Annotated in this window: 19 protein-coding genes; 14 read left to right on the forward strand and 5 right to left on the reverse strand. The window is 71.6% G+C overall.

The window, feature by feature from the left end; genetic code table 11:
- Positions 1–54 precede the first annotated feature (54 nt).
- The gene (gene der / locus IA22_RS0123700) at positions 55–1,524 is read left to right on the forward strand and encodes a ribosome biogenesis GTPase Der (RefSeq protein WP_014157074.1); all 1,470 of its coding nucleotides are present in this window, start codon (positions 55–57) and stop codon (positions 1,522–1,524) included.
- A 67-nt stretch (positions 1,525–1,591) separates the two neighbouring features.
- Here the strand turns inward: der and IA22_RS0123705 are convergent, their stop codons facing one another.
- Both IA22_RS0123705 and IA22_RS0123710 read right to left on the reverse strand, forming a co-directional pair.
- Complete coding sequence (locus IA22_RS0123705; protein ID WP_015576622.1) at positions 1,592–1,900, reverse strand: hypothetical protein; 309 nt, start codon at positions 1,898–1,900, stop codon at positions 1,592–1,594.
- A 137-nt stretch (positions 1,901–2,037) separates the two neighbouring features.
- Positions 2,038–2,820, reverse strand: a complete 783-nt coding sequence (locus IA22_RS0123710) for a hypothetical protein (protein ID WP_014157076.1) — start codon at positions 2,818–2,820, stop codon at positions 2,038–2,040.
- 299 nt (positions 2,821–3,119) lie between these two features.
- Here IA22_RS0123710 and IA22_RS0123715 point away from each other — a divergent pair, with 299 nt between their 5' ends.
- Complete coding sequence (locus IA22_RS0123715) at positions 3,120–4,400, forward strand: glycosyltransferase family 4 protein (protein WP_014157077.1); 1,281 nt, start codon at positions 3,120–3,122, stop codon at positions 4,398–4,400.
- Positions 4,401–4,843: 443 nt separating this feature from the next.
- Positions 4,844–5,059: an I78 family peptidase inhibitor gene (locus IA22_RS0123720; protein ID WP_015576620.1), complete on the forward strand. Its 216-nt coding sequence runs from the start codon at positions 4,844–4,846 to the stop codon at positions 5,057–5,059.
- 102 nt (positions 5,060–5,161) lie between these two features.
- Here the strand turns inward: IA22_RS0123720 and IA22_RS0123725 are convergent, their stop codons facing one another.
- A complete protein-coding gene (locus IA22_RS0123725) occupies positions 5,162–6,196 on the reverse strand; it encodes a phosphatase PAP2 family protein (RefSeq protein WP_015576619.1) in 1,035 nt (344 codons plus the stop codon).
- Positions 6,197–6,674: 478 nt separating this feature from the next.
- Here IA22_RS0123725 and IA22_RS0123730 point away from each other — a divergent pair, with 478 nt between their 5' ends.
- A complete protein-coding gene (locus IA22_RS0123730; protein WP_014157080.1) occupies positions 6,675–8,387 on the forward strand; it encodes an MFS transporter in 1,713 nt (570 codons plus the stop codon).
- Between the two features lie 89 nt (positions 8,388–8,476).
- Entirely contained in the window at positions 8,477–9,706 is a 1,230-nt protein-coding gene (locus IA22_RS0123735) for an acyl-CoA dehydrogenase family protein (protein WP_015576616.1), read from the forward strand.
- Positions 9,707–9,727: 21 nt separating this feature from the next.
- On the opposite strand, the gene IA22_RS0123740 is transcribed toward IA22_RS0123735, so the two are convergent.
- Positions 9,728–10,168, reverse strand: coding sequence for a cell division protein SepF (locus IA22_RS0123740; protein WP_014157082.1), 441 nt, complete (start codon positions 10,166–10,168; stop codon positions 9,728–9,730).
- Between the two features lie 286 nt (positions 10,169–10,454).
- Here IA22_RS0123740 and IA22_RS0123745 point away from each other — a divergent pair, with 286 nt between their 5' ends.
- Positions 10,455–11,675 (forward strand): DUF5685 family protein, encoded by a 1,221-nt coding sequence (locus IA22_RS0123745; protein WP_209443744.1) that lies wholly within the window; start codon positions 10,455–10,457, stop codon positions 11,673–11,675.
- A 28-nt stretch (positions 11,676–11,703) separates the two neighbouring features.
- On the opposite strand, the gene IA22_RS0123750 is transcribed toward IA22_RS0123745, so the two are convergent.
- A complete protein-coding gene (locus IA22_RS0123750) occupies positions 11,704–12,642 on the reverse strand; it encodes an ABC transporter substrate-binding protein (protein ID WP_030124769.1) in 939 nt (312 codons plus the stop codon).
- 447 nt (positions 12,643–13,089) lie between these two features.
- Here IA22_RS0123750 and IA22_RS0123755 point away from each other — a divergent pair, with 447 nt between their 5' ends.
- Genes IA22_RS0123755 through IA22_RS0123790 form a run of 8 tightly spaced genes read left to right on the forward strand, consistent with a single transcriptional unit; the run spans position 13,090 to position 21,724 of the window.
- The gene (locus tag IA22_RS0123755; RefSeq protein ID WP_030124770.1) at positions 13,090–13,956 is read left to right on the forward strand and encodes an amino acid ABC transporter permease; all 867 of its coding nucleotides are present in this window, start codon (positions 13,090–13,092) and stop codon (positions 13,954–13,956) included.
- Complete coding sequence (locus tag IA22_RS0123760) at positions 13,953–15,794, forward strand: FAD/NAD(P)-binding protein (protein WP_030124771.1); 1,842 nt, start codon at positions 13,953–13,955, stop codon at positions 15,792–15,794. Before IA22_RS0123755 ends, IA22_RS0123760 begins: the two co-directional genes overlap by 4 nt.
- A gap of 44 nt (positions 15,795–15,838) precedes the next feature.
- A complete protein-coding gene (locus tag IA22_RS0123765) occupies positions 15,839–16,741 on the forward strand; it encodes an amino acid ABC transporter permease (RefSeq protein ID WP_030124772.1) in 903 nt (300 codons plus the stop codon).
- Between the two features lie 35 nt (positions 16,742–16,776).
- A complete protein-coding gene (locus tag IA22_RS0123770) occupies positions 16,777–17,529 on the forward strand; it encodes an amino acid ABC transporter ATP-binding protein (RefSeq protein WP_030124773.1) in 753 nt (250 codons plus the stop codon).
- A 30-nt stretch (positions 17,530–17,559) separates the two neighbouring features.
- Entirely contained in the window at positions 17,560–18,534 is a 975-nt protein-coding gene (locus IA22_RS0123775) for an ABC transporter substrate-binding protein (RefSeq protein ID WP_030124774.1), read from the forward strand.
- A 16-nt stretch (positions 18,535–18,550) separates the two neighbouring features.
- Positions 18,551–19,627 carry an LLM class flavin-dependent oxidoreductase gene (locus tag IA22_RS0123780; RefSeq protein ID WP_030124775.1) on the forward strand — a complete coding sequence of 359 codons (1,077 nt, stop codon included), beginning with the start codon at positions 18,551–18,553 and terminating at the stop codon, positions 19,625–19,627.
- Positions 19,624–20,913: an NtaA/DmoA family FMN-dependent monooxygenase gene (locus tag IA22_RS0123785; RefSeq protein WP_014157091.1), complete on the forward strand. Its 1,290-nt coding sequence runs from the start codon at positions 19,624–19,626 to the stop codon at positions 20,911–20,913. The genes IA22_RS0123780 and IA22_RS0123785 overlap by 4 nt, the downstream gene beginning before the upstream one ends.
- Positions 20,914–20,917: 4 nt before the next feature.
- Complete coding sequence (locus IA22_RS0123790) at positions 20,918–21,724, forward strand: DUF1684 domain-containing protein (RefSeq protein ID WP_030124776.1); 807 nt, start codon at positions 20,918–20,920, stop codon at positions 21,722–21,724.
- Positions 21,725–21,966 lie beyond the last annotated feature (242 nt).

Below are 21,966 nucleotides of genomic sequence, written 5' to 3' on the forward strand. Positions count from 1 at the left end.
AGTGGGCCGCGCGATCGTGGCCCATCGATGATGATGCAAAGAGGAACGGACTTCATGAACGACCAGATTCACTCCGGCGGCTCGGACCACGAGCACGGAGCACTTGGCGATGCCGAGTACGCGGAGTTCATGGAGCTCGCCGCGCAGGAGGGGTTCGACCCCGAGGAGGTCGAGGGCGCGATCGGTGACGCCGGTCACGGCCCGCTTCCCGTGCTCGCCGTCGTCGGCCGCCCGAACGTCGGCAAGTCGACCCTGGTGAACCGGATCATCGGCCGCCGCGAGGCAGTCGTCCAGGACAAGCCCGGCGTCACCCGCGACCGGGTCAGCTACGAGGCAGAGTGGGCCGGCCGCCGCTTCAAGGTCGTCGACACCGGCGGCTGGGAGCAGGACGTGCTGGGCCTCGACGCCTCCGTCGCCGCCCAGGCTGAGTACGCGATCTCGACGGCCGACGCGGTCGTCTTCGTCGTCGACGCGACGGTCGGCGCGACCGACACCGACGAGGCCGTCGTCAGGCTGCTGCGCAAGGCCAAGAAGCCCGTCGTCCTGTGCGCGAACAAGGTCGACGGACAGAGCGGCGAGGCCGACGCCACCGCGCTCTGGTCGCTCGGCCTCGGCGAGCCGCACCCGGTCTCCTCCCTGCACGGCCGCGGCACCGGCGACATGCTGGACGCCGTCCTGGAGGCCCTGCCCGAGGCCCCGGCGCAGAGCTTCGGCACCGCGCTGGGCGGCCCCCGCCGCATCGCGCTCATCGGCCGCCCGAACGTCGGCAAGTCCTCCCTGCTGAACAAGGTCGCCGGTGAGGACCGCGTCGTCGTCAACGAACTGGCCGGCACCACCCGCGACCCGGTCGACGAGCTGATCAACCTCGGCGGCATCACCTGGAAGTTCATCGACACGGCCGGTATCCGCCGCAAGGTGCACCTCCAGGAGGGCGCGGACTACTACGCCTCGCTGCGCACCGCGGCCGCCGTGGAGAAGGCCGAGGTCGCCGTCATCCTGATCGACTCGAGCGAGTCCATCAGCGTCCAGGACCAGCGCATCGTCACCATGGCCGTCGAAGCGGGCCGTGCCGTCGTGATCGCCTTCAACAAGTGGGACACGCTCGACGAGGAGCGCCGCTACTACCTCGAGCGCGAGATCGACACGGAGCTCGCCCAGATCTCCTGGGCGCCGCGCGTCAACGTCTCGGCCGTCACCGGCCGGCACATGGAGAAGCTCGTCCCGGCGATCGAGACGGCGATCGAGGGCTGGGAGACCCGTGTCCCCACCGGCCGGCTGAACGCCTTCCTCGGCGAGATCGTCGCCTCCCACCCGCACCCGGTACGCGGCGGCAAGCAGCCCCGCATCCTGTTCGGCACCCAGGCGGGCACCAAGCCGCCGCGGTTCGTCCTCTTCGCGTCCGGCTTCCTGGAGCACGGCTACCGCCGCTTCGTGGAACGCCGGCTGCGTGAGGAGTTCGGCTTCGAGGGCACCCCGCTGCACATCTCGGTACGCGTGCGCGAGAAGCGCGGCCGCAAGAAGTAGGGCCACAACACGGCGAAGCCCCGGACCGTCCGCGCGGAGCGGACGGTCCGGGGCTTCGCCGTGCACCTCAGGCGTCGGCGGCCCCGGGCGGCAGGGCCGCCGGGCGTGCACGCCCCGCGTGCCGTCCCACGCGCTGCCAGGAACCGGGGTTGGACCCACCGCCGGAGCTGTGGCTCCCCTGGGCGTTCGCCGCCGTCCGGCCGCCCAGCGGTGCACGGCTGCCGAACATCCCGATGCCGAACGTTCTGAAGCCGAGATTCTCCTCGCCGGTGCGGTCCCCGGGAAGCGCCCGGAACGATCGCCTGTACTCGGAGTACAGGGCGTCGTAGATCGGGGTGGGGGACTTACCGCCCGAGGGGTCCTGCGACGGACGCATGGCCGGGATCGGGGTCTGCTGCTGGCGAGAAGGGTCGTATGAGTGCACGTAGGTGCCAACGACCTCACCGCCCGTCGGATGCGGGCCGGACCGAGAAAACGCTGTCCGGCGGGCGGAGGAGGGCGGTACGGACATGCTCAGGTTCCGGCGAGCGGCATCGTCGCGGCGACCAGCAGCCCGTTGACCGCGGCCTTGTCGAGCGCGTCACGGAGCAGGTCCTCGCGCGGCTGCTGGCCGATGGAACCGGCCGGTGCGGCGAAGACCAGCACGCTCTGCGCCTTGTTGGCGGCCGTCCTCCACCCCTCGGTGACCTGGAGCGGCTGGTGCGCCTGCCACCAGGCGACGGGGCTCCCGCCGCCGGCGCCCGGCTGCAGGACGGCGTGCAGCCGGCCCATGGCCAGGAGGACCGACCAGCCGGGCAGGACACCCGGCAGCCGGTTCAGATGAGGCGTCGGCAGGAAGCCCTGCTCCAGCAGGAGCTGGAGGAACTGGTCGCCGCCGCTGCCGTCCGTGCCCGGCCGGGCGATCGGCCCGGTCGGTTCGACGACCAGGGCCGGGCGGAGGTCGTCCTCGATGAGGACGAGACCGCTGGTGATGCCGAGGACGGCCTGTTCGGGCATGAGGCCCTCCGGATTCTGTGGCTCGCTGCCGGTGATGGACCGCACCGCGCCCTGGAGCTGGTCCTCCGCGACCTGGACGACCTGAGAGGGGATGCAGGTCGCGTGGGCGAAGGCGAGCACGGCGGTCTCGTCGCCCACGAACAGCACCGTGCTGGTGCGTTCCTGGTCGGAGTCGCCGGGGGTGCGGCACGAGGTGCAGTCGTAACTGCCTGGGGCACTGTCGCCGACGAGCAGCCGGTCGGCTTCGGCATCGCCGATCTCGGCGCGTACGTCCTCGCTGACGTCGAGCATGCGCGGCACGGGTGGCTCCTCGAACTCGGTGCGTGAGCCGGGCGGTTCCCGGCTCATGAAGACAACGGAAGACCGGGGGCCGGGGTCACGCGCGAATCGGGGGGAGTGGACACCGGAGCCGGCGGGCCGCAGAACCGGAAGTCCGCTCCGGAGATCCGGAGTTCGCCATTCCGGACAATGGCCCCTTCTGCGCCGGTGCTTGTTCGAAACGTCACGGGTCTGTACGACTCGTGTGCGAAAGCCGTGTCGCCATCCGACCCCGCGTAAGGTCCGTCGCAGACCAGTCGATCAGGGGAAACGACTACGTAATGCACATTTCTTTTCTGCTTCACAACGCGTACGGCATCGGGGGAACGATCCGTACCACCTTCACGCTCGCCAGGACCCTGGCGGAGCAGCACGACGTCGAGGTCGTCTCCGTCTTCCGGCACCGCGACGACCCGAAGCTCGGGGCACCCGCCGGGGTGCGGATGAGCCACCTCGTGGACCTGCGCAAGGCGAGTCCGGGGTACGAGGGGGAGACCGCCGAACACGCCCTGCCCGCATCGGTGTTCCCGCGGGGCGACACCCGCCACAGGCAGTACAGCAGGCTCACCGACAGTCGTATCGCGGCTCATCTGGCCGCGCTGGAGTCCGATGTCGTCATCGGCACGCGACCCGGTCTGAACGTCCACATCAGCCGGCAGGCGCGGCGCGGCCCGGTGCGCGTCGGCCAGGAGCACCTCACCCTGGAGAGCCACGGCTACCGGCTCCGCCGGGAGATAAGCCACCGGTACGGCCTGCTCGACGCGGTCACGACCGTCACCGAGGCCGACGCGCGGGACTACCGCACCAGGCTCAGGCTCCCCGGCGTGCGGATCGAGGCCATCCCGAACAGCGTGCCCGAGCCGGCCGGCCCGCCGGCCGACTGCGACGCCAGATGGATCGTGGCGGCGGGCCGGCTGCACCGGGTCAAGCGCTACGACGTACTGATCCGGGCCTTCGCGGAGGTCGCGGCGGTGCGCCCGGACTGGCGGCTGCGGATCTACGGCGCCGGCGACGCGTCGGGCGACGAGCAGCAGCCGTTGCGCGGGCTCGTCGACGAGCTCGGACTCCGGGACCGCGTGTTCCTGATGGGATCGGTCGACCCGATGGAGGCGGAGTGGCCCAGGAACTCCATCGCGGCCGTGACCTCCGAGCGTGAGTCGTTCGGCATGACCATCGTGGAGGCGATGCGCTGCGGTGTGCCGGTCGTGGCCACCGACTGTCCCCACGGGCCCGCCGAGATCATCGACGACGGCACCGACGGCCGCCTCGTGCCGCTGGGGGACACCGGCGCCTTCGCCGAGGCGCTGCTCGGACTGGTCGACGACGACGCGCTGCGGCACCGGATGGGCCGGGCGGCACGGGCCTCCGCCGCACGGTTCGACCCCGCACCGATCGCCGAGCGGCACGAGAGGCTCTTCTCGGAGCTGGCCGCCCGGGGCGGGAGACGGCGGTCGCAGGGCGTGCTGCGCGGCGCGGTCCACCGCTCCCGGGGCGCGGTGCTGGACGGGGCGTACGCGCTGCGTCACAAGGCGGGCGCGGCGATCCGGAGAGGCCGGGCCTGAGCCCGCGGCGCCCGGAACCACGGTTCCGGGCGCCGCGGCCCGGACGGTTGCATTCCGCATGGCACCGGACGGCGCGACGGTCCGGGCACTCCTGGGCCCGGGGATCGACGGGTGCCGGGCGGGCGCGAGTAAGGCTCGCACAAGGGAAAGTGAATTCCCGGTGACCTGTCCGTGTAATTCGATTTCCCTGGACGCCCGGCGTAAATGGACCGCGCCATACCCGGCCTGCGGCAATTCCCGCCCGGTGACCCTCCGTGGCTTTTCGGCGGAGCCGGTCGACGGGTTACGGGGCGGCCCCGCTGTCCATTCGGGTGAAGGGGGCGGGCGTGCACGAGCGTGGACGTCCTGTGACACAAGCGTGACAGGCGGGGTACACGGGGATGCGTAGGACCCATGGCCGCCACCGCTTCCGCCGGGGCGCGAGGCGGCCTACGGTGAGACGTATGGCACCTGTACCGACCCCTCCCGCCCAGCCGGAAGACACCACCGACTCGTACGTCGGCCTCGACGCCGAGGCCGCCGAACGGCAGGCCAGAGCCCGTGGCTGGAGCACGGTCCGCGCTCTCCCGCCGGGCACCGTCATCACCATGGAGTTCCGCGGCGGGCGCATCAACTTCGAGGTGGACGCCTCGACCGTGACCCGCTGCTGGGTCGGCTGAACCCGGCCCCCGACGAGTGAAGGCCCCGACCGGAGTCGGGGCCTTCGCCGTGTGCGGGAGCCGGTGCGTCCGGCGTCCGCGCAGGTGCCTGGGGTGCGGCGGTCAGGGAGCCACCGGGCCGCCCGCCACCGGCCGGGCCGGACCCGCGCTGCTCCGCGGAGGACGCTCCGCGTGCGGCGGACGGCGCGTGCCGGCCGGCGGCGTACGCTCCGCGCGCACCGGGTGTCCCTGGTGCGCCCGCGCGCGGGCCGCCGTGCCCGCACGAGCCGCCGCCCCGGATGCCGTGCTCCTGCTGTTCATGGCCTCCCGGGCCGCCGCCTCGGGGCCCGTCCCGCTGCCCGGTGTGCGGGGCAGCAGGACCGGCTCCGGACTCACGGGGGCCGGCGGAACGGACTCCCGGAGCCGGCGACGGGCCCGCCACTGCTCACGCACCGCGAGGATCCAGGCCTCGGTGCGGGTGATCAGCGGCTCGAACCACGGCAGGGCCAGCAGGATCAGCAGCCCGGCCGCCCAGCCCAGCAGGACGTCGCTGAGCCAGTGGGTGCCGATGTAGACGGTGGTGAGACCCACGCCCAGCGAGACGAAGGCGGAGAGGGCCGACAGATAGCGCCTGGCGCGCGGTGTGGTCGCCAGATAGGCCAGGATTCCCCAGGTCACCACGGCATTGGCGGTGTGTCCCGAAGGAAATATATCGCCGCCGGCGAAGAGCTCCGCCGAGCCGATCTGGGTGGCGTAGTGCGGTCCGAGCCGCCCCAGGCCGAGCTTGACCGCCCCCACCGACAGATTGAGCAGCAGCAGGGAGGTGCCCAGGGTGAGCAGCGGGCGCAGCGTGTGCTGCCGCCAGGAGCGCCAGCCGAGCCAGGAGGCGACCATCACGGCCGTCGGGCCACGCTGGCCGAGCACGACGTAGTAGTCGAGGAAGGCGTGGAGCTCCGGCCACTGCTGGTACGGCCGGAACAGCATGACCTTCCAGTCGAGGGCCACCAGCCAGGACGAGACGAGCACGGCGAGGACGATGGCGAGATAGAACGCCAAAGTCCCGCCGAAGAGAGCGATGCGGTGACGGCTCATCCGCGGGGTCTCTATCTTCGGCGGTTCCGGCTCCCGGTCCAGACGGGCAAAGATGTCGGTACGCACGCAATGGACGTTACAGCGAGTGAGTGTGTGATCCGGCCGATCCCGCGTCTTTGTGATGACGATGTGATGTGGACTTTGTCTCAGGCAGGTATCCATTCCCCGCGCTCCGGGGAATGTCTTCGGGTCGTCGGCTATTCGTTCCGGCTGCTATTCGCAGAAATGTTTGAGGGTCGCTGAAATGATTGCGCGCGGCCGCGCGACGTGGCCGCGGGCTCATTCACGGGTGCTGCCGTCCGGGCGGACCGTGCCTGCCCGGGACACCGGTGTGCGGGTCCGGACGTCACCCCGGGTGCAGGCGGTGACGTGGTGTACGCCACACCGGGTGCCCGGTGAACGTATGAGCTGCACCACGCGTGACCACCGGGAACTCGCGTACGCTGACGGCTCACTCGCCCGTCGATGCCGGGCCGGGGGATGCCGGAGCCGGATCCCCAGCGGGTCTGCCGAGCGCGAGGGACACACTGTGGGAGGTACGTACATGAGCGGGACGTCCACGGCCGCGAGCAGGCTGCGCGCGGCAGCCGACGGTGCCAACCGGTGGGCCGTCCTGGTCGTCCTCTGCCTCAGCCTGCTGCTCGTCGCGCTCGACGCGACCGTGCTGCACGTCGCCGTACCCGCCGTCACCGAGGACCTGCGGCCCAGCGCCGTCGGCCTGCTGTGGATCGTGGACGCCTACCCGCTGGTCTGCGCCTCGCTGCTGATCCTCTTCGGCACGCTGGGTGACCGGATCGGCAGACGGCGCGTCCTCCTCCTCGGCTACGCCCTCTTCGGGATCGCCTCCGCGCTCGCCGCCACGGCGGACTCGCCCGGTGTGCTCATCGCGGCGCGCGCCCTGCTCGGTGTGGGCGGCGCGATGATCATGCCGGCCACCCTGTCGATACTGCGCCAGGTCTTCCCCGACCGCCGCGAGCGGGCCATGGCCATCGGCATATGGACCGCGGTGGCCGCGGTCGGCGCCGCCACCGGGCCGGTCATCGGCGGCTTCCTCGTCGAGCACTACTGGTGGGGTTCGGTCTTCCTCATCAACATCCCGCTCATGGCGCTGATCCTCCCGGTCGCGCGCTGGCTGCTGCCGGAGTCCCGGGGGGAGAGCGACGGCCCCTGGGACGTGCTCGGCGCGCTGATGGCCGCCGCCGGGGTGCTCGGGGTCGTTCTCGGGATCAAGCGGATCGGCGGGCGGGAGGGGCTGACCGACCCCGCCACGCTCGTCCCCCTGCTCGTCGGAGCCGCGCTCGTCGTGCTCTTCGTGCGCAGGCAGAAGCGGCGTACCCACCCGTTGATCGACATCGCGATGTTCTCCCGGCCCGCCTTCAGCACGGCGGTGGGCTGCATCGTGCTCGCCATGCTGGCCCTGGTCGGCCTGGAGCTGATCGCGGTCCAGTACCTCCAGCTCGTCCTGGACCTCAGCCCGCTGGAGACCGGCCTGCGGCTCCTTCCGCTGACCTTCGCCGCGATGGCGGCCGGTGCCACGGGTTCGTACACCCTCAGCCGTGTCGGTCCCCGCCGGATGGTCGGCTGGGGCTTCGTCCTGACGGCGGCCTCGGTGCTCCTGCTGACCCTGATGGGCCAGCACGACCGGCCGGTGCTGCTCACCGCCGGGTTCGTGCTGCTGGGGTTCGGGCTCCAGTCCACGCTGTTCGGGGCGTACGAATCGATGCTGAGCGAGGTCCCCGCAGAGCGCGCGGGAGGCGCGGCGGCGATCGGCGAGACCTCGTACCAGCTGGGTGCGGGCATGGGGATCGCGCTGCTCGGCAGTGTCATGAACGCGGCCTACGCCCCCGGGCTCTCCCGGGTCCACGAGGAGGGCGTCCCCCCGGCGGCGGGATCGGCCGCCTCGCACTCGCTGGGCGAGGCCTACCAGGTGGCCGGCCGGCTCGGCGGCCCGCTGGGCGACCTGCTGCGGAACACCGCCCGGCACGCCTTCGTCGACGGTCTCCACCTCACGCTGCTGGTCAGCGCAGGCCTGCTGCTGCTCGGGGCGCTGGCGGCGCTGCGACTGCCGCGGGTCATGGACTGCACCGAGGCGAAGCGGGCCTGCGAGGACCGGACCGCCGCGGTGCCGGAGCAGGCCGCCGCACACCACGAGGCACGTCCCGTCCCGGCGCCCGACGGTCCGGGACGGCGGCGGGTCCCCCCGCCCTCCCGGCGTGAACCCGCCGAGGTCACGGGCTCTGGACGGGCGGCACGCTGAGCCGTACCGTCGGCACGGCGCCGTAACTATCACTGCTAGTTTCAGTACCGTGGCGTGTTTCTGTACCGAGCGAGCCGCCGGAGGCACTCATGTCCACCACCGAGTCCGTGAAGCCGTCGGAGCCCTCGAAGGCCCCGCCGTTCGATCCGGGCGACCCCCTCGGCATCGACGATCTCCTCGACCCCGAGGACCTGGCGATCCGGGACACCGTGCGCACCTGGGCCGCGGACCGGGTCCTGCCGCACATCGCCGAGTGGTACGAGAACGGCGAACTCCCCGGCATCCGCGAGCTGGCCCGCGAACTGGGGTCGCTCGGCGCGCTGGGCATGTCCCTCAAGGGGTACGGCTGCGCGGGCGCGAGCGCCGTCCAGTACGGCCTGGCCTGTCTGGAGCTGGAGGCCGCCGACTCCGGCATCCGCTCGCTGGTCTCCGTCCAGGGCTCCCTGGCCATGTACGCGATCCACCGTTTCGGCTCCGAGGAGCAGAAGGAGCGCTGGCTGCCCGGCATGGCGGCCGGCGAGACCATCGGCTGCTTCGGTCTCACCGAGCCCGACCACGGCTCCGACCCCGCGGGGATGCGGACCCGCGCCGAGCGGGACGGCACGGACTGGGTCCTCACCGGCCGCAAGATGTGGATCACCAACGGGTCGGTGGCCGGGGTCGCCGTCGTATGGGCGCAGACCGACGAGGAGGGCGGCGGCTCGGGGATCCGCGGATTCGTCGTGCCCACGGACAGCCCCGGCTTCTCCGCCCCGGAGATCAGGCACAAGTGGTCGCTGCGCGCCTCGGTCACCAGCGAGCTGGTCCTGGACGGCGTCCGGCTGCCCGCCGACGCGGTCCTGCCCGGGGCCACCGGGCTGCGGGGGCCGCTCAGCTGTCTGAGCCACGCCCGCTACGGCATCGTCTGGGGAGCCATGGGCGCGGCGCGCGCCAGTTTCGAGGCGGCACTGGACTACGCGAAGTCCCGTGCGCAGTTCGGCCGGCCGATCGGAGGATTCCAGCTCACCCAGGCCAAGCTCGCGGACATGGCCCTGGAGCTCCACAAGGGCATCCTGCTCGCCCACCATCTGGGCCGCCGTATGGACGCCGGAAGGATCCGCCCGGAGCAGGTCAGTTTCGGGAAGCTCAACAACGTGCGGGAGGCGATCGAGATCTGCCGCACCTCGCGGACGATCCTCGGCGCCAACGGAGTCTCGCTGGAGTACCCGGTGATGCGTCACGCGACGAACCTGGAGTCGGTCCTCACCTACGAGGGGACCGTCGAGATGCACCAGCTGGTGCTGGGCAAGGCGCTCACCGGTCTGGACGCCTTCCGGTAGGGCGTCCGGCGAGCACCTCGCTCAGCTCTGGTTGAAGAAGCCGTCGGCCGACCGGCCGCCGGCTTCGCCGTTGACCACCTCGGTGTGGGCCGGGGACAGCAGGAAGACCCGGGTCGCCACGCGTTCGATCGAACCGTGCAGTCCGAAGATCAGACCCGCGGCGAAGTCCACGACGCGCTTGGCGTCACCCGGATCCATGGCGGTGAGGTTGACGATCACCGGAACACCGTCCCGGAAGAGCTCACCGATGGCGCGTGCGTCGCGGAAGCTGTCCGGGGTGACCGTGGCGATCCGGCGGCCCGTGTCCTCGGCCTTCTCGGAGGCGACCCGGACCCGGGGGTCGGTCACCCATGGCTGATTCGTGCCGGTCTCAGCATCCTCGGAGTACTCGTCGTCGTAGTACCGCTCGTCGTTGTCCTCCACGAGGCCCAGCCAGGCGCTCGCCTTGCGCACCGATCCCATGGACGCCTCCTCTCACCGCGGTTCGTTGGTGTTCCGTATCTCTTTCCTATCCCTATGGTCGTCCATGATGCGGAGCGAGCGCCAAGGGGATAGTCGCCGCACAGACGATTCGTGACGCTACTGGTGCAGAACATGTGGCGATTCGTCAGGGTACCTACCGCATCAGGGGCCTTGCGGAACGAAAATATGATCCAGCCGGTCCGTACGGGTGATATGGGGGGCGTACGGGTGAACGGACCGCCCGATACGATGCACGCCGCGCAGGTGCACGAGCGCTGCTCGTCGGATGAACGGCTACCGGGGGATCGTTGTGTTCGGAATCGTGAGGCCATGTACCCATCGGCTCTCCGAGGGGCTCAAGACCGAGTGGATGGCTCATCTCTGCGGGTTGTGCCTCGCTCTGCGGGCGGACCACGGCCAGTTCGCACGCGTCGTCACGAACTACGACGGCCTCATCGTCTCGGTCCTGACGGAGGCTCAGGCCGAACGTTCGGACGGGCGTCGGCGCACCGCGGGACCCTGCCCGCTGCGCTCGATGCGGACGGCTCCGGTCGCCCGCGGGGAGGGCGCCAGGCTGGCCGCGGCCGTGTCGCTCGTACTGGCGTCGGCGAAGGTCCGCGACCATGTGGCCGACCGGGACGGACTGTTGAAGCGGCGGCCGGTGGCCGCCGCCGCGCGCCGGGTCGCGGCGGGCTGGGACAGGGCCGGGGCACGCACCGGGGCGGAGCTCGGCTTCGACACGGCGGTCCTCGTCGACGCCGTCGACCGGCAGACCGGGATCGAGTCCCTCGCCGGGCCGGGCACCCCGCTCCTGGCGGTCACCGAACCCACCGAGACGGCGACGGCCGCGGCGTTCGCGCACACCGCCGTGCTCGCGGGCAAGCCGCAGAACGCGGCCGCGCTCGCCGAGGCGGGCCGGCTCTTCGGCCGGCTCGCCCACCTGCTGGACGCCGTGGAGGACAGGGAAGCTGACGCCGCGTCGGGTGCCTGGAACCCGCTCACCGCGACCGGCACACCGCTGACGGAGGCCCGCCGGCTGTGCGACGACGCGTTGCACGGCGTGCGCCTCGCGATGCGGGACGCGGAGTTCACCGACGCCGCACTGGCGCACGTGCTCCTGGTGCACGAGCTGCGGCGCTCCGTGGACCGAGCCTTCGGCTCCACGGCGTGCTCCCACCAGCCGGGCGGTGCGCCCTCGGGGGCGTTCGGCCCGCCGCCCGGCAATCCGTACGCGCCCGCCGGCCCTCCGGGGCCGCCCCTCCCGCCCGAGCCGCCCCGCAACCGCCGTGGTCTGATCGCCGGCTGCCTGGTCTGGGCCGGGCTCGCGTGCACCTGCCAGATGTGCTGTGCCGGCACCTTTAACGACCCGTGGACCGGCCAGGAGCGTGAGGGGCTCTGCCACAAGAACGACTGCTGCGACTGGTGTGAAGGCTGCGGCGAGGGGTGCAACTGCTGCAACAACTGCTGCAGCTGCTGCGAGGGCTGCGACTGCGGGTGCGACTGCTGACGGTCCGTCAGGCAGCCGCCTTACGGTCTCACCCGATCTCGGGCGGCGAGATCTGCGAGGTGCGGATCGCCGACTCGGAGGTGCCCCACTTCTTCAGGATGCGGTCGTAGGTGCCGTCGGCCTTGAGGGCGTTGACCGCCGCCTGGAAGGCCGGCGCCAACGGGGTGCCCTTCTTGAACGCGAAGCCGACGTCGAGCCGCTTGAACTCGTTGAGGAAGCGCAGCCCCTCCTGCTGCGCCACGGCGTAGCGCAGCCCGTTGATCGTGGACATCAGGACGTCGCTGCGGCCCTGCCGGAGCGAGATCCAGACCGCTGCCTGATCGGCGTACGTCTTGACCTCGTACGGCTTCTTGCCGGCGTCGGCGCACCGGTGCCTGTTCTCCTCCAGGGTCGCCTCGAAGGTGGTCCCCGCGCCGGTGCCGACGGTCAGCCCGCAGAGCTGGGTGAGGTCGGTGACCTTCTTCAGATCGCTGTCGTCGCGGACGGCGAACCCCTGCCCGTCGTTGATGTACGTGACGAAGTCGATCGTCCTGCGGCGCTCCTCCGTCACCCCGAAGTTGCCGGTGCCCAGGTCGTACTTGCCGCTGCCGAGGGCCGGCAGGATCGCCTCGAAGGAGGCGACCTCCCGCTTCAGCCTCAGCCCGAGCATCCTGGCCACGGCGTCCGCGAAGTCGATGTCGGCGCCCGCGAGCGTCCTGCCGTCCTCCTCGTAGAACGCCCCGGGCGGGGCGCCGACGCTGGACGCGAGGGACAGGGTGCCCGAGGCGCGCACCTTCTCGGGCAGCAGCTTCGCCGCGTCGTCGTCCCGCTTCACGGACGAGACCACATCGGTCGTCGGGGTCTTCCCCCCGGCGGCTGCCCCGGCTCCGGCCGGCGCGGCGGCGGGGTCACCCGACCCGCACGCGATGAGCGAGAGGGCGGCCACGGTGATCAGCGCGAAGGCAGCGGTGTGCCGGGTTCGGGGCATGGCGGAGTTTCTCCGGGTTCGTCGACCGCGCTCCGGTGCCTGGGCGGCACGGAGCGTCGGGGCGGGAGATCAGCGGTACGAGGGGAGGGCGGAGCGAGGTTGTGTGCGCGAAGGAACGCGGGGAAGTCCGCTCGAGCGCCCGAGGCGCGAGCGGGAGGAACGACGACGCAGGGGGGTCAGCTCAACAGGAACAGGACCACACACGACCGAAGTCGATGTGGGAGCGGGTGACCAGCCACAGCTGCGGATGCATGGCCCAAGTGGAACAGGCATCCGGTTGCGCGTCAACCGAGGTGAGACGTACGGCTCACACTGTGGACAAGCTTGACAACGGCACCGGGTGACGCTTTTCTCGGAGGCGGACCGGCGCTGAGGGGCCCGGTCCACGTTGTGTCACGCGTCGAAGGCACGCCCCGTGTTCGATCTCTGCATCCACGGAGCCTTCGCATGTCCGCGCAGACAGAAACCCATGCCCCGTCACTTCCCGCCCCGCCGGACGCACATGCCGGGGAGAGCGCCCCGCGCATCGTCCCCGTACGCCGAACCGGCCGGTGGGCGGCCGCTGTCCTCGTCCTGCTCCTCCTCGCTGGCGCCCTGGTCTCCGTCGTACGCAACGACGCCTTCCAGTGGGACGTCGTCGGCGCCTACCTCACGACCGACTCCGTGCTCCGGGGCCTCGGCCTCACCCTCTGGCTCACCGGCCTCGTCATGGTGCTGGGCTTCGCCCTCGGCACCCTGCTCGCGGTCCTCAGGCTCTCCGGCAACCGCGTGCTCCAGGCCGTGAGCTGGGGCTACATCTGGCTGTTCCGGTCCACCCCGATCCTGGTCCAGCTGCTCTTCTGGTTCAACATCGGCGCCCTCTACCCGCAGATCCTGGGCATCAGCACCGTCAACCTGCTCGGCCCGGTCACCGTCGCCGTCATAGGACTCACGCTCCACGAGGCCGCGTACGCCGCCGAAGTGGTCCGCGGCGGCATCCTCTCCGTCGAACGCGGCCAGCTGGAGGCCGCCCAGTCGCTCGGCCTCGGTCCCTGGCGCCGGCTCCGGCGGATCGTGTTGCCGCAGGCCATGCGCTCCATCGTCCCGCCCGCGGGGAACATGCTGATCGGGACCCTGAAAGGCACCTCGATCGTCAGCATCATCGCCGTGCAGGACCTGCTGTACTCCGTGCAGCTCGTCTACCACCGCACCTACGAGGTCATCCCCCTCCTGCTGGTCGCCACCCTCTGGTACGTGGCCGTCACCTCCCTGCTCTCCCTCGGCCAGTACTACGTCGAACGCCACTACGCACGCGGCACGGCGGGCACCCGATGACCGGCGCACCGGCGCTCGTCGTCATCGGCGGCGGACCGCGCGGCACCGGGATCATCGAGCGCATAGCCGCCAACGCCGCCGAGCTGTACGGCGGCCTCCCCCTGGACATCCACCTCGTCGACCCGTACCCGCCCGGCGGCGGCCGGATCTGGCGGCAGGACCAGTCCCCGCTGCTGTGGATGAACTCCATGGCCGAGGACGTCACCATGTTCACCGACGACTCCGTGCTGATGGACGGCCCCGTCCGCCCGGGCCCCGCCCTGCACACCTGGGCCGACGACGTGCGCGAGGGGCGGACCGCCGTCGACGCCGGCCCCGCGGTCCTGCGGGAGATACACGCCCTCGGCGCCCAGGACTTCCCCAGCCGACGGCTGCAGAGCGTCTACCTGCGGTGGGTCTACGAGCGGGCGGTCGCCGCGCTCCCGCCCGGCATCACCGTCCACGCGCACACCGGCCGCGCGCTGCGGGTGTCCGGACCCCGCGGCGGCCCGCAGCAGGTCCGGATCGAGGGACGCGCCGAGCCGCTCAACGCCGACCTCGTCGTCCTCACCGTCGGGCACCTCGACGCCGAACCGGACGCCGGACAGCGGGAGCTGTCCGCCTTCGCCGACCGCCACGGACTCGTCCACCTCCCTCCCGACTTCACCGCCGACACCGACCTCTCCGCCCTCCCCCCGGGGGAGCCCGTCCTCGTGCGGGGCTTCGGCCTCGCCTTCGTCGACCTGATGGTGCTGCTCACCGAGGGACGCGGCGGACGGTACGAGAACGGGGCCTACGTCCCCTCCGGCCGGGAGCCCGTCCTGTACGTCGGCTCCAGACGGGGCGTCCCGTACCGGTCCAAGATCGGCTACACCCTGCGGGGCGAACGCCCACCGCTGCCGCACCACTTCGGCGCCGACCAGGTGGCGGAGCTCGCCGGCCGCCCCGGTCCCGTCGACTTCCGGCGCGACGTGTGGCCGCTGGTCGCCAAGGAGCTGGGCCACGCCCACTACCACCGGCTGTTCACCGCGCACCCCGAGCGCACCGCCATGGACCGGGGGGACTTCGAGGAGAAGTACGCCGTCGCGGAGCCCGGCAGCGCCGAACTCGCCGCCCTCGTCGCCTCGGCCGTCCCCGACCCCGCCGACCGGCTCGACCTCGCCGCCCTCGACCACCCCCTCGACGGGGTGCGCCACGACTCGTACGACGCGCTGCAGGACGCACTGCGCGCCCACGTCACCGCCGACCTGGAGCGCAGGCACGACCCCGGGCACAGTCCCGACCTGGCCGTGTTCCTCGGACTCCTCTCCGTCTACGCGCAGTTGACCGGCCTCGGCGACACCGGCGAGCACTGGCACGGCTTCTTCAGCTACCTCGCCTCCGGGCCTCCCGGCCCCAGGCTGCGCCAGCTCATCGCCCTCTCCGAGGCCGGCGTCGTCCGCTTCCTGGGCGCGGACATGACCGTGGAGACCGACGAGGAACAGGGCGTCTTCCGCGCCCGCGGCACCACCGTGCCCGGTGCGTACACCGAGGCCCGTGCCCTGGTCGAGGCCCGGCTGCCCGACCCCTCGCTGCGCACGACCCGCAGCGCGCTGCTGAGCGCCCTCCACGAGGAGGGCGCGGCCGTCACGGGCACGGGGCTGCTCTCGGTCGACCCCGCCGACGGCCGGATCCTGGACCGCGAGGGCCGCCCCCACCCGCGACGCTTCGCCCTCGGCCCGTACACCACCGCGCGGTCCGGCGGGGCCTTCACCCGGCCGCGCACCGGCGGCCCGGCGTTCCGGCAGAACGACGCCACCGCCCGGACGGCGCTCGCCTTCCTGCGCGACCACTCCTGTCGGGACCACCTCACCGCGTGAGCGCGGCCCCCCTACCTTTCCCCTGCCGCAGAAGGAACCACCCCATGTCGCTGACCAGCGATCCACCCGTCCGTCCGCCCGCCGTGCCCGACATCGCCGGGAGACATGCCGCCGACGACCACGTGGCCCTGGAAGTCGTCCCCGTACGCCACCCCTGGCGCTGGGTGGCCGTCGCGGCCACCGCCGTGCTGCTCGCCCAGTTCCTGAACGGCCTGATCACCAACCCGGGCTGGGAATGGGACGTCTTCGCCCGCTTCGTCACCACCGAGACCATCCTCCACGCCGTCTGGGTCACCCTGCAGCTGACGTTCTACGGCACGGTCACCGGCTTCGCGCTCGGCATCGTCCTGGCGTTCATGCGGCTGTCCGACAGCCCGTTCCTCAGGGCGGTCTCGTACGCCTACATCTGGGCGTTCCGCTCGATCCCGCTCATCGTCCAGCTGCTGTTCTGGTTCAACCTCGCCTACCTCTACAAGGAGCTCCAGTTCGGCATCCCGTTCGGGCCCGGATTCGTCTCCTTCGACACGATGAACCTCGTCGGCGCGATGAGCGCCGCCGTCCTCGGACTCGCCCTGCACCAGGCGGCGTACGCGGCCGAGATCGTGCGGGGCGGCGTCCTGGCCGTGGACGGCGGCCAGCTGGAAGCGGCCGCCGCGCTCGGCATCCCACGGCTGAGGCAGCTGCGGCGCATCGTGCTCCCGCAGGCCATGCGCTCCATCCTGCCGAACGCCGCCAACGAGATCATCTCCCTCTTCAAGGGCACCTCGATCGTCTCCGTGATGGCGATCGGCGAACTCTTCTACCAGGTCCAGGTCGTCTACGGACGCAACGGCCGGGTGGTGCCCCTGCTCATGGTGGCCACCGCCTGGTACATCCTCCTCACCACCGTGCTCTCCGTCCTCCAGCACTACGTCGAACGTCACTACGCCAAGGGGGCCGTGCGATGAGCGCACCCACCGAAGAAGCGACCGGGGCCCCGGCCATGGTCGAGATCCGCTCCGTGCACAAGAGCTTCGGTGCCGTCGAGGTGCTCCGCGGCATCGACCTCTCCGTACGCGCCGGGGAGGTGACCGTCGTCCTCGGCCCGTCGGGATCGGGGAAGTCCACGCTGCTGCGCACCGTCAACCACCTGGAGAAGGTCGACCAGGGCTGGATCAGCGTCGACGGCACCCTGGTGGGCTACCGGAGGTCCGGCAACAAGCTGTACGAACTGCGCGAACGCGAGGTCCTGCGCCAGCGCACCCGGATCGGGTTCGTCTTCCAGAACTTCAACCTCTTCCCGCACCTCACCGTGCTGGAGAACATCATCGAGGCCCCGGTCGCCGCCCTCGGCCGTCCCCGCAAGGACGCCGTCGCCTCGGCGGAGAGACTCCTGGCCCGCGTCGGGCTCGCGGACAAGGCGGGGTCCTACCCCAAGCAGCTCTCCGGAGGCCAGCAGCAGCGCGTCGCGATCGCCCGCGCCCTCGCCCTGGAACCGAAGCTGCTGCTCTTCGACGAGCCGACGTCGGCGCTCGACCCCGAGCTCGTCGGCGAGGTCCTCGACGTCATCAAGGACCTGGCCCACGCCGGCACCACGATGATCGTCGTCACGCACGAGATCGGCTTCGCCCGCGAGGTCGCCGACACCGTCGTCTTCATGGACGAGGGACGGATCGTCGAACAGGGGCCGCCCGCCGACGTACTCGACCGCCCTGCCCAGGAGCGCACCCGCGCCTTCCTCTCCAAGGTCCTCTGAACCATGTCCCCGCAGCCAAGGAGCAGCCACATGTCCGGCCGACGCACCCTCACCGCAGTCCTCGCCACCCTCACCGCCGCGGGGCTGCTCACGGCGTGCGGCACCGCCGACGGCACCGAGGACGTGATCCGTCCCGAGGGCCGGAAGGACACGGGCATCAACATCGGCCCCGACCAGAACCGGATCAGAGGCAAGAAGGTGGACGCCATCGCCGCCCAGGTCCCCGCCGCCGTACGCGAACGAGGCACGCTCCGGCTGGGAGCGAGCGCCGACGCCTCGCCACCCCTCGGCTTCTACGCGACCGACGACCGGACCCGGATCGGGAGCGAGATCGACCTCGCCACCCTGATCGCCGACACCCTGGGACTGAAGCCGCGGTTCGAGCAGGTCTCCTGGGAGAACCTCTTCGTCGGCCTCGACAGCTCCAAGTTCGACGGGGTCCTCTCCAACGTCACCGTCACCGAGGAGCGCAAGGAGAAGTACGACTTCGCGACGTACCGGCTCGACAACATCGCCTTCGAGGCCAGGAAGGGATCCGGCTGGAAGGTCGAGGGACCCGCCGACGTGGCGGGCAAGACGATCTCGGTCGCCTCCGGCACCAACCAGGAGAAGATCCTCGTCGACTGGAGCGAGGAGAACGTCGAGGCCGGGCGTGAGCCGGTGGACATCAAGTACTTCCAGAAGGACACCGACTACTACCTCGCCCTCCAGTCGGGCCGCATCGACGCCTATCTGGGCCCGAGCCCCTCGGCCAACTACCACGTGGCCTCCGCCGGACAGTCCGAGATCATCGGCACGCTCTCCGGCGCCGGTGACGGCGTCCAGGGAAAGATCGCCGCCACCACGAAGAAGGACAGCGGCCTGGTGAGGGCGTACGGCGCCGCGATCGACCACATCATCCAGGACGGCTCGTACGCCGAGGTGCTCGAGCGCTGGGGCCTGTCCAACGAGGCCGTCGAGAAGTCGGAGATCAACCCGCCCGGCCTCCCCAAGACCGAGAACTGACCCCGAGAGGTCCCGCATGTCCGCCACCAGGCCACTTCACCTCGCCGCCGAGATCGGCGGCCCGCCACGCTACGACGCCGGCTCCCACGTCGCGCTGGCCCGGCTCGCCGAAGGAGGGGCGCTCGACTTCGTCACCCTGAACGACTCCTTCGCACGCCCCGGCCCCGACGCGCTCGCCGTGCTCGCCCGCGTCGCCCCCGCCACCACCCGGATCGGCCTCGTGCCGACCGTCACCACCACCCACACCGAGCCCTTCCACGTCTCCTCCGCCGTCGCCACCCTCGACTGGGTCAGCAAGGGCCGGGCCGGCTGGCACGCCGACGTGTCGACGACCGAGGCCGAGGCCCGGCTGTTCGGCCGGCGCCCCGCCGCTCCCGCCTCCGCGCTGTGGCAGGAGGCGGGGGAGGCAGCCGACGCCGGAGCACGGCTGTGGGACAGCTGGGAGGACGGCGCGGAGATCCGGGACGTGGCCACCGGCCGCTTCATCGACCGCGACAAACTGCACTACGTCGACTTCGAGGGCAGCACCTTCTCCGTCCGGGGCCCGGCCATCGTGCCGCGCCCGCCGCAGGGCCGGCCCGTCACCGTCATCGACGCCACGAGCGGCCCGGCCCGCGAGCCCGCCGCACGGTACGCCGACGTCGCCTACGTACGCGCCGCCTCCCCCGAACAGGCCGCCGCGCTCCGCGACGAGCTGCGCCGCGCCGCCGCGGCCCACGGCCGCGCCCCGGACAGCCTCAGGGTGCTGGCCGCACTCACCGTCGACCTCGGGGACGCCGAGACCACCCCCGAGCCCGGACTCGGGACCGGCCCGCAGCACGCCGGGCGGGGGACCTACTTCCGGGGCGGCCCGGTGGACCTCGCCGAGCTCATCGCCCGCTGGCACCGGGGCGGGGCGGTGGACGGCTTCCACCTCATCCCCATCACACCGGAGCGTGACCTGGAGAGGATCGTCAACGGGACCGTGGCCCTGTTGCAGCACCGCAGTCTGTTCCGCACCTTCTACCCGGGCGGCACGCTCCGCGAGCACCTCGGCCTCGGCCGCCCCGCCAACCGCTACACGCGCGCGAGCACCTCAGGGGCGACCTCATGAAGCAGATGCACCTCGCCGCCCACTTCCCGGGCGTCAACAGCACCACCGTGTGGGCCGATCCCCGCTCGCGGAGCCAGATCGACTTCACCTCCTTCGAACACCTGGCCAGGACCGCCGAGCGGGGGAAGTTCGACTTCTTCTTCCTCGCGGAAGGGCTGCGGCTGCGCGAGCACAACGGCCGCATCCACGACCTCGACGTGGTCGGCCGACCCGAATCCCTCACCGTCCTCAACGCCCTGGCGGCCGTCACCGAACGTCTCGGGCTCGCCGCCACGGTCAACGCGACCTTCAACGAGCCGTACGAACTCGCCCGCCGTCTCGCCACGCTCGACCATCTCAGCGAGGGCCGCGCCGCGTGGAACGTGGTGACCTCGTCGGACGCCTTCACCGGCGAGAACTTCCGCCGCGGCGGCTACCTCGACCGTGCCGACCGGTACACCCGCGCGGCCGAGTTCGTCTCCACCGCACGTGAGCTGTGGGACTCCTGGACGCCCGACGGCACCTCCCGTCCCTTCGCGCACTCCGGACAGCACTTCGAGATCTCAGGGGAGTTCACCGTCCCCCGCCCGCCCCAGGGCCACCCCGTCGTCATCCAGGCGGGGGACTCCGACGAGGGCCGCGAGTTCGCGGCCTCCACCGCCGACGTCGTCTTCACCCGGCACGGCACCCTGGAGGCGGGCCGGGCCTTCTACGCCGACGTCAAGGCGCGCCTCGCGACGTACGGCAGGCAGCCGGCGGACCTGAAGATCATGCCCGGGGTCACCGTCGTCCTGGGCGGGACCGACGAGGAGGCACAGCGCAACGCCGCCGCGATCCGCCGGCAGCAGGTCTCCCCGCAGAACGCGATCCTCGCCCTCGAACAGGTCTGGGGACGCGACCTCTCCTCCTACGACCCCGACGGACCGCTCCCGTCGGTCGACCCCGACCCCGGATCGAGCCTGGTCCAGGGCAGGGTCCGGGTCGCGGACCCGCTGGCCGTGGCGGCGAGGTGGCGGGAACTCTCCGAGGCCAAGGGGCTGTCCATCCGCCAGACCGTCATCGAGTCGACGGCGCGGCAGTCCTTCATCGGCTCCCCGGAGACGGTCGCCGCGGAACTGGAGAAGTTCGTCGCCGACGACGCGGCCGACGGCTTCATCCTCGTACCGCATCTCACCCCGGGCGGACTCGACGACTTCGTCGACCTGGTCGTTCCGCTCCTCCAGGAACGCGGATCATTCCGCTCGGAATACGCCGGCTCCACGCTGAGGTCGCACCTCGGACTGACCGAGCCGGTATGGAAAGGTTGACCGCATGAGCACGGACGCACAGCAGGACAGCGAGGAGTTCCACGACTGGCAGCGCTGGCACGAGGGACGGATCGTCGCCGTGGCCGCGCCGCACGGCCCGCTCTCCCTCACCGGCACCCACTGGCTCGCGGACCATCCGGAGGGGCGAATTCCGGCCGTACCCGGGCTGTGGCGGGAGGACGGGGACGAGGTGGTGCTCGTCGCCACCCCCGAGGACGGGCTGACCGTCGACGCCGAACCACTGGACGGAGAGGTCCGCCTGGGCGCCGACCGGGGCCCCGTCGACGCGTCCAGGGTGGCTCAGGGCGATCGCCGACTGGTCGTACTGAGCCGTGAAGGCCTCTGGGCGGTAAGGGACTTCGACCCGCAGTCGCCCACGCGCCAGGCGTTCCGGACCGTCGACGCCACCCCGTACGACCCGAAGTGGTCGCTGGACGGGACCTTCCGCCCCTACGACTCCGACCGGACCGTCCGTGTCGAGAACGCCGACGGGCGCGAGCGGGGGCTGGGACTGTCCGGCGAGATCGCCTTCACCGTGGACGGCGCCGAGCACACCCTTCAGGTGGCGGTCGAGCCCGACGGCTCGCTCTGGGCCGTCTTCGCCGACGCCACCAGCGGGAAGAGCAGTTACCGCTTCCGCTTCCTGCGGCCCCCGGCACCCGACGGGGACGGACGGGTGCGGGTCGACTTCAACCGCGCGCTGCTGCCGCCGTGCGCCTTCGCCGACCACTTCATCTGCCCCTTCCCGCCCCCCGGCAACACCCTCACCGTGGCCGTGCCCGCGGGGGAGCGGAACCGCATCGACGGCTGATCCGTCCCACCCGGGACGAGAAGGCCGACCCCACCGGCCCCGGCAGCCCCAGGGCTGCCGAGGCCGGCCTCGGTGTGTGCCGATACGGCCGAAAACACACCCTTGCATGGCATATCGGCACCCCTCGATACTCCCGATCAGCGCCCGTCAGGAGCGCGACACCTCCGGAATCCGCATGTCCTCCGGAGCGCGCTCGCGCCCCTGACCGCGCCTCACGGGTCCGGCCACCCCACGGGCGGGCC

The sequence above is a fragment of the Kitasatospora papulosa genome (genome assembly GCF_000717245.1).
Classification (GTDB): domain Bacteria; phylum Actinomycetota; class Actinomycetes; order Streptomycetales; family Streptomycetaceae; genus Streptomyces; species Streptomyces papulosus.

Bases quoted from the DNA above. Each gene is read 5' to 3' on its own strand.
- IA22_RS0123720 (WP_015576620.1), top strand. From the start codon at position 4,844: ATGGCACCTGTACCGACCCCTCCCGCCCAGCCGGAAGACACCACCGAC.
- IA22_RS0123745 (WP_209443744.1), top strand. From the start codon at position 10,455: ATGAACGGCTACCGGGGGATCGTTGTGTTCGGAATCGTGAGGCCATGT.
- IA22_RS0123770 (WP_030124773.1), top strand. From the start codon at position 16,777: ATGGTCGAGATCCGCTCCGTGCACAAGAGCTTCGGTGCCGTCGAGGTG.
- IA22_RS0123735 (WP_015576616.1), top strand. From the start codon at position 8,477: ATGTCCACCACCGAGTCCGTGAAGCCGTCGGAGCCCTCGAAGGCCCCG.
- IA22_RS0123740 (WP_014157082.1), bottom strand. From the start codon at position 10,168: ATGGGATCGGTGCGCAAGGCGAGCGCCTGGCTGGGCCTCGTGGAGGAC.
- IA22_RS0123790 (WP_030124776.1), top strand. From the start codon at position 20,918: ATGAGCACGGACGCACAGCAGGACAGCGAGGAGTTCCACGACTGGCAG.
- IA22_RS0123715 (WP_014157077.1), top strand. From the start codon at position 3,120: ATGCACATTTCTTTTCTGCTTCACAACGCGTACGGCATCGGGGGAACG.
- IA22_RS0123760 (WP_030124771.1), top strand. From the start codon at position 13,953: ATGACCGGCGCACCGGCGCTCGTCGTCATCGGCGGCGGACCGCGCGGC.
- IA22_RS0123730 (WP_014157080.1), top strand. From the start codon at position 6,675: ATGAGCGGGACGTCCACGGCCGCGAGCAGGCTGCGCGCGGCAGCCGAC.
- IA22_RS0123765 (WP_030124772.1), top strand. From the start codon at position 15,839: ATGTCGCTGACCAGCGATCCACCCGTCCGTCCGCCCGCCGTGCCCGAC.
- IA22_RS0123780 (WP_030124775.1), top strand. From the start codon at position 18,551: ATGTCCGCCACCAGGCCACTTCACCTCGCCGCCGAGATCGGCGGCCCG.
- IA22_RS0123705 (WP_015576622.1), bottom strand. From the start codon at position 1,900: ATGCGTCCGTCGCAGGACCCCTCGGGCGGTAAGTCCCCCACCCCGATC.
- IA22_RS0123785 (WP_014157091.1), top strand. From the start codon at position 19,624: ATGAAGCAGATGCACCTCGCCGCCCACTTCCCGGGCGTCAACAGCACC.
- der (WP_014157074.1), top strand. From the start codon at position 55: ATGAACGACCAGATTCACTCCGGCGGCTCGGACCACGAGCACGGAGCA.
- IA22_RS0123775 (WP_030124774.1), top strand. From the start codon at position 17,560: ATGTCCGGCCGACGCACCCTCACCGCAGTCCTCGCCACCCTCACCGCC.
- IA22_RS0123750 (WP_030124769.1), bottom strand. From the start codon at position 12,642: ATGCCCCGAACCCGGCACACCGCTGCCTTCGCGCTGATCACCGTGGCC.
- IA22_RS0123755 (WP_030124770.1), top strand. From the start codon at position 13,090: ATGTCCGCGCAGACAGAAACCCATGCCCCGTCACTTCCCGCCCCGCCG.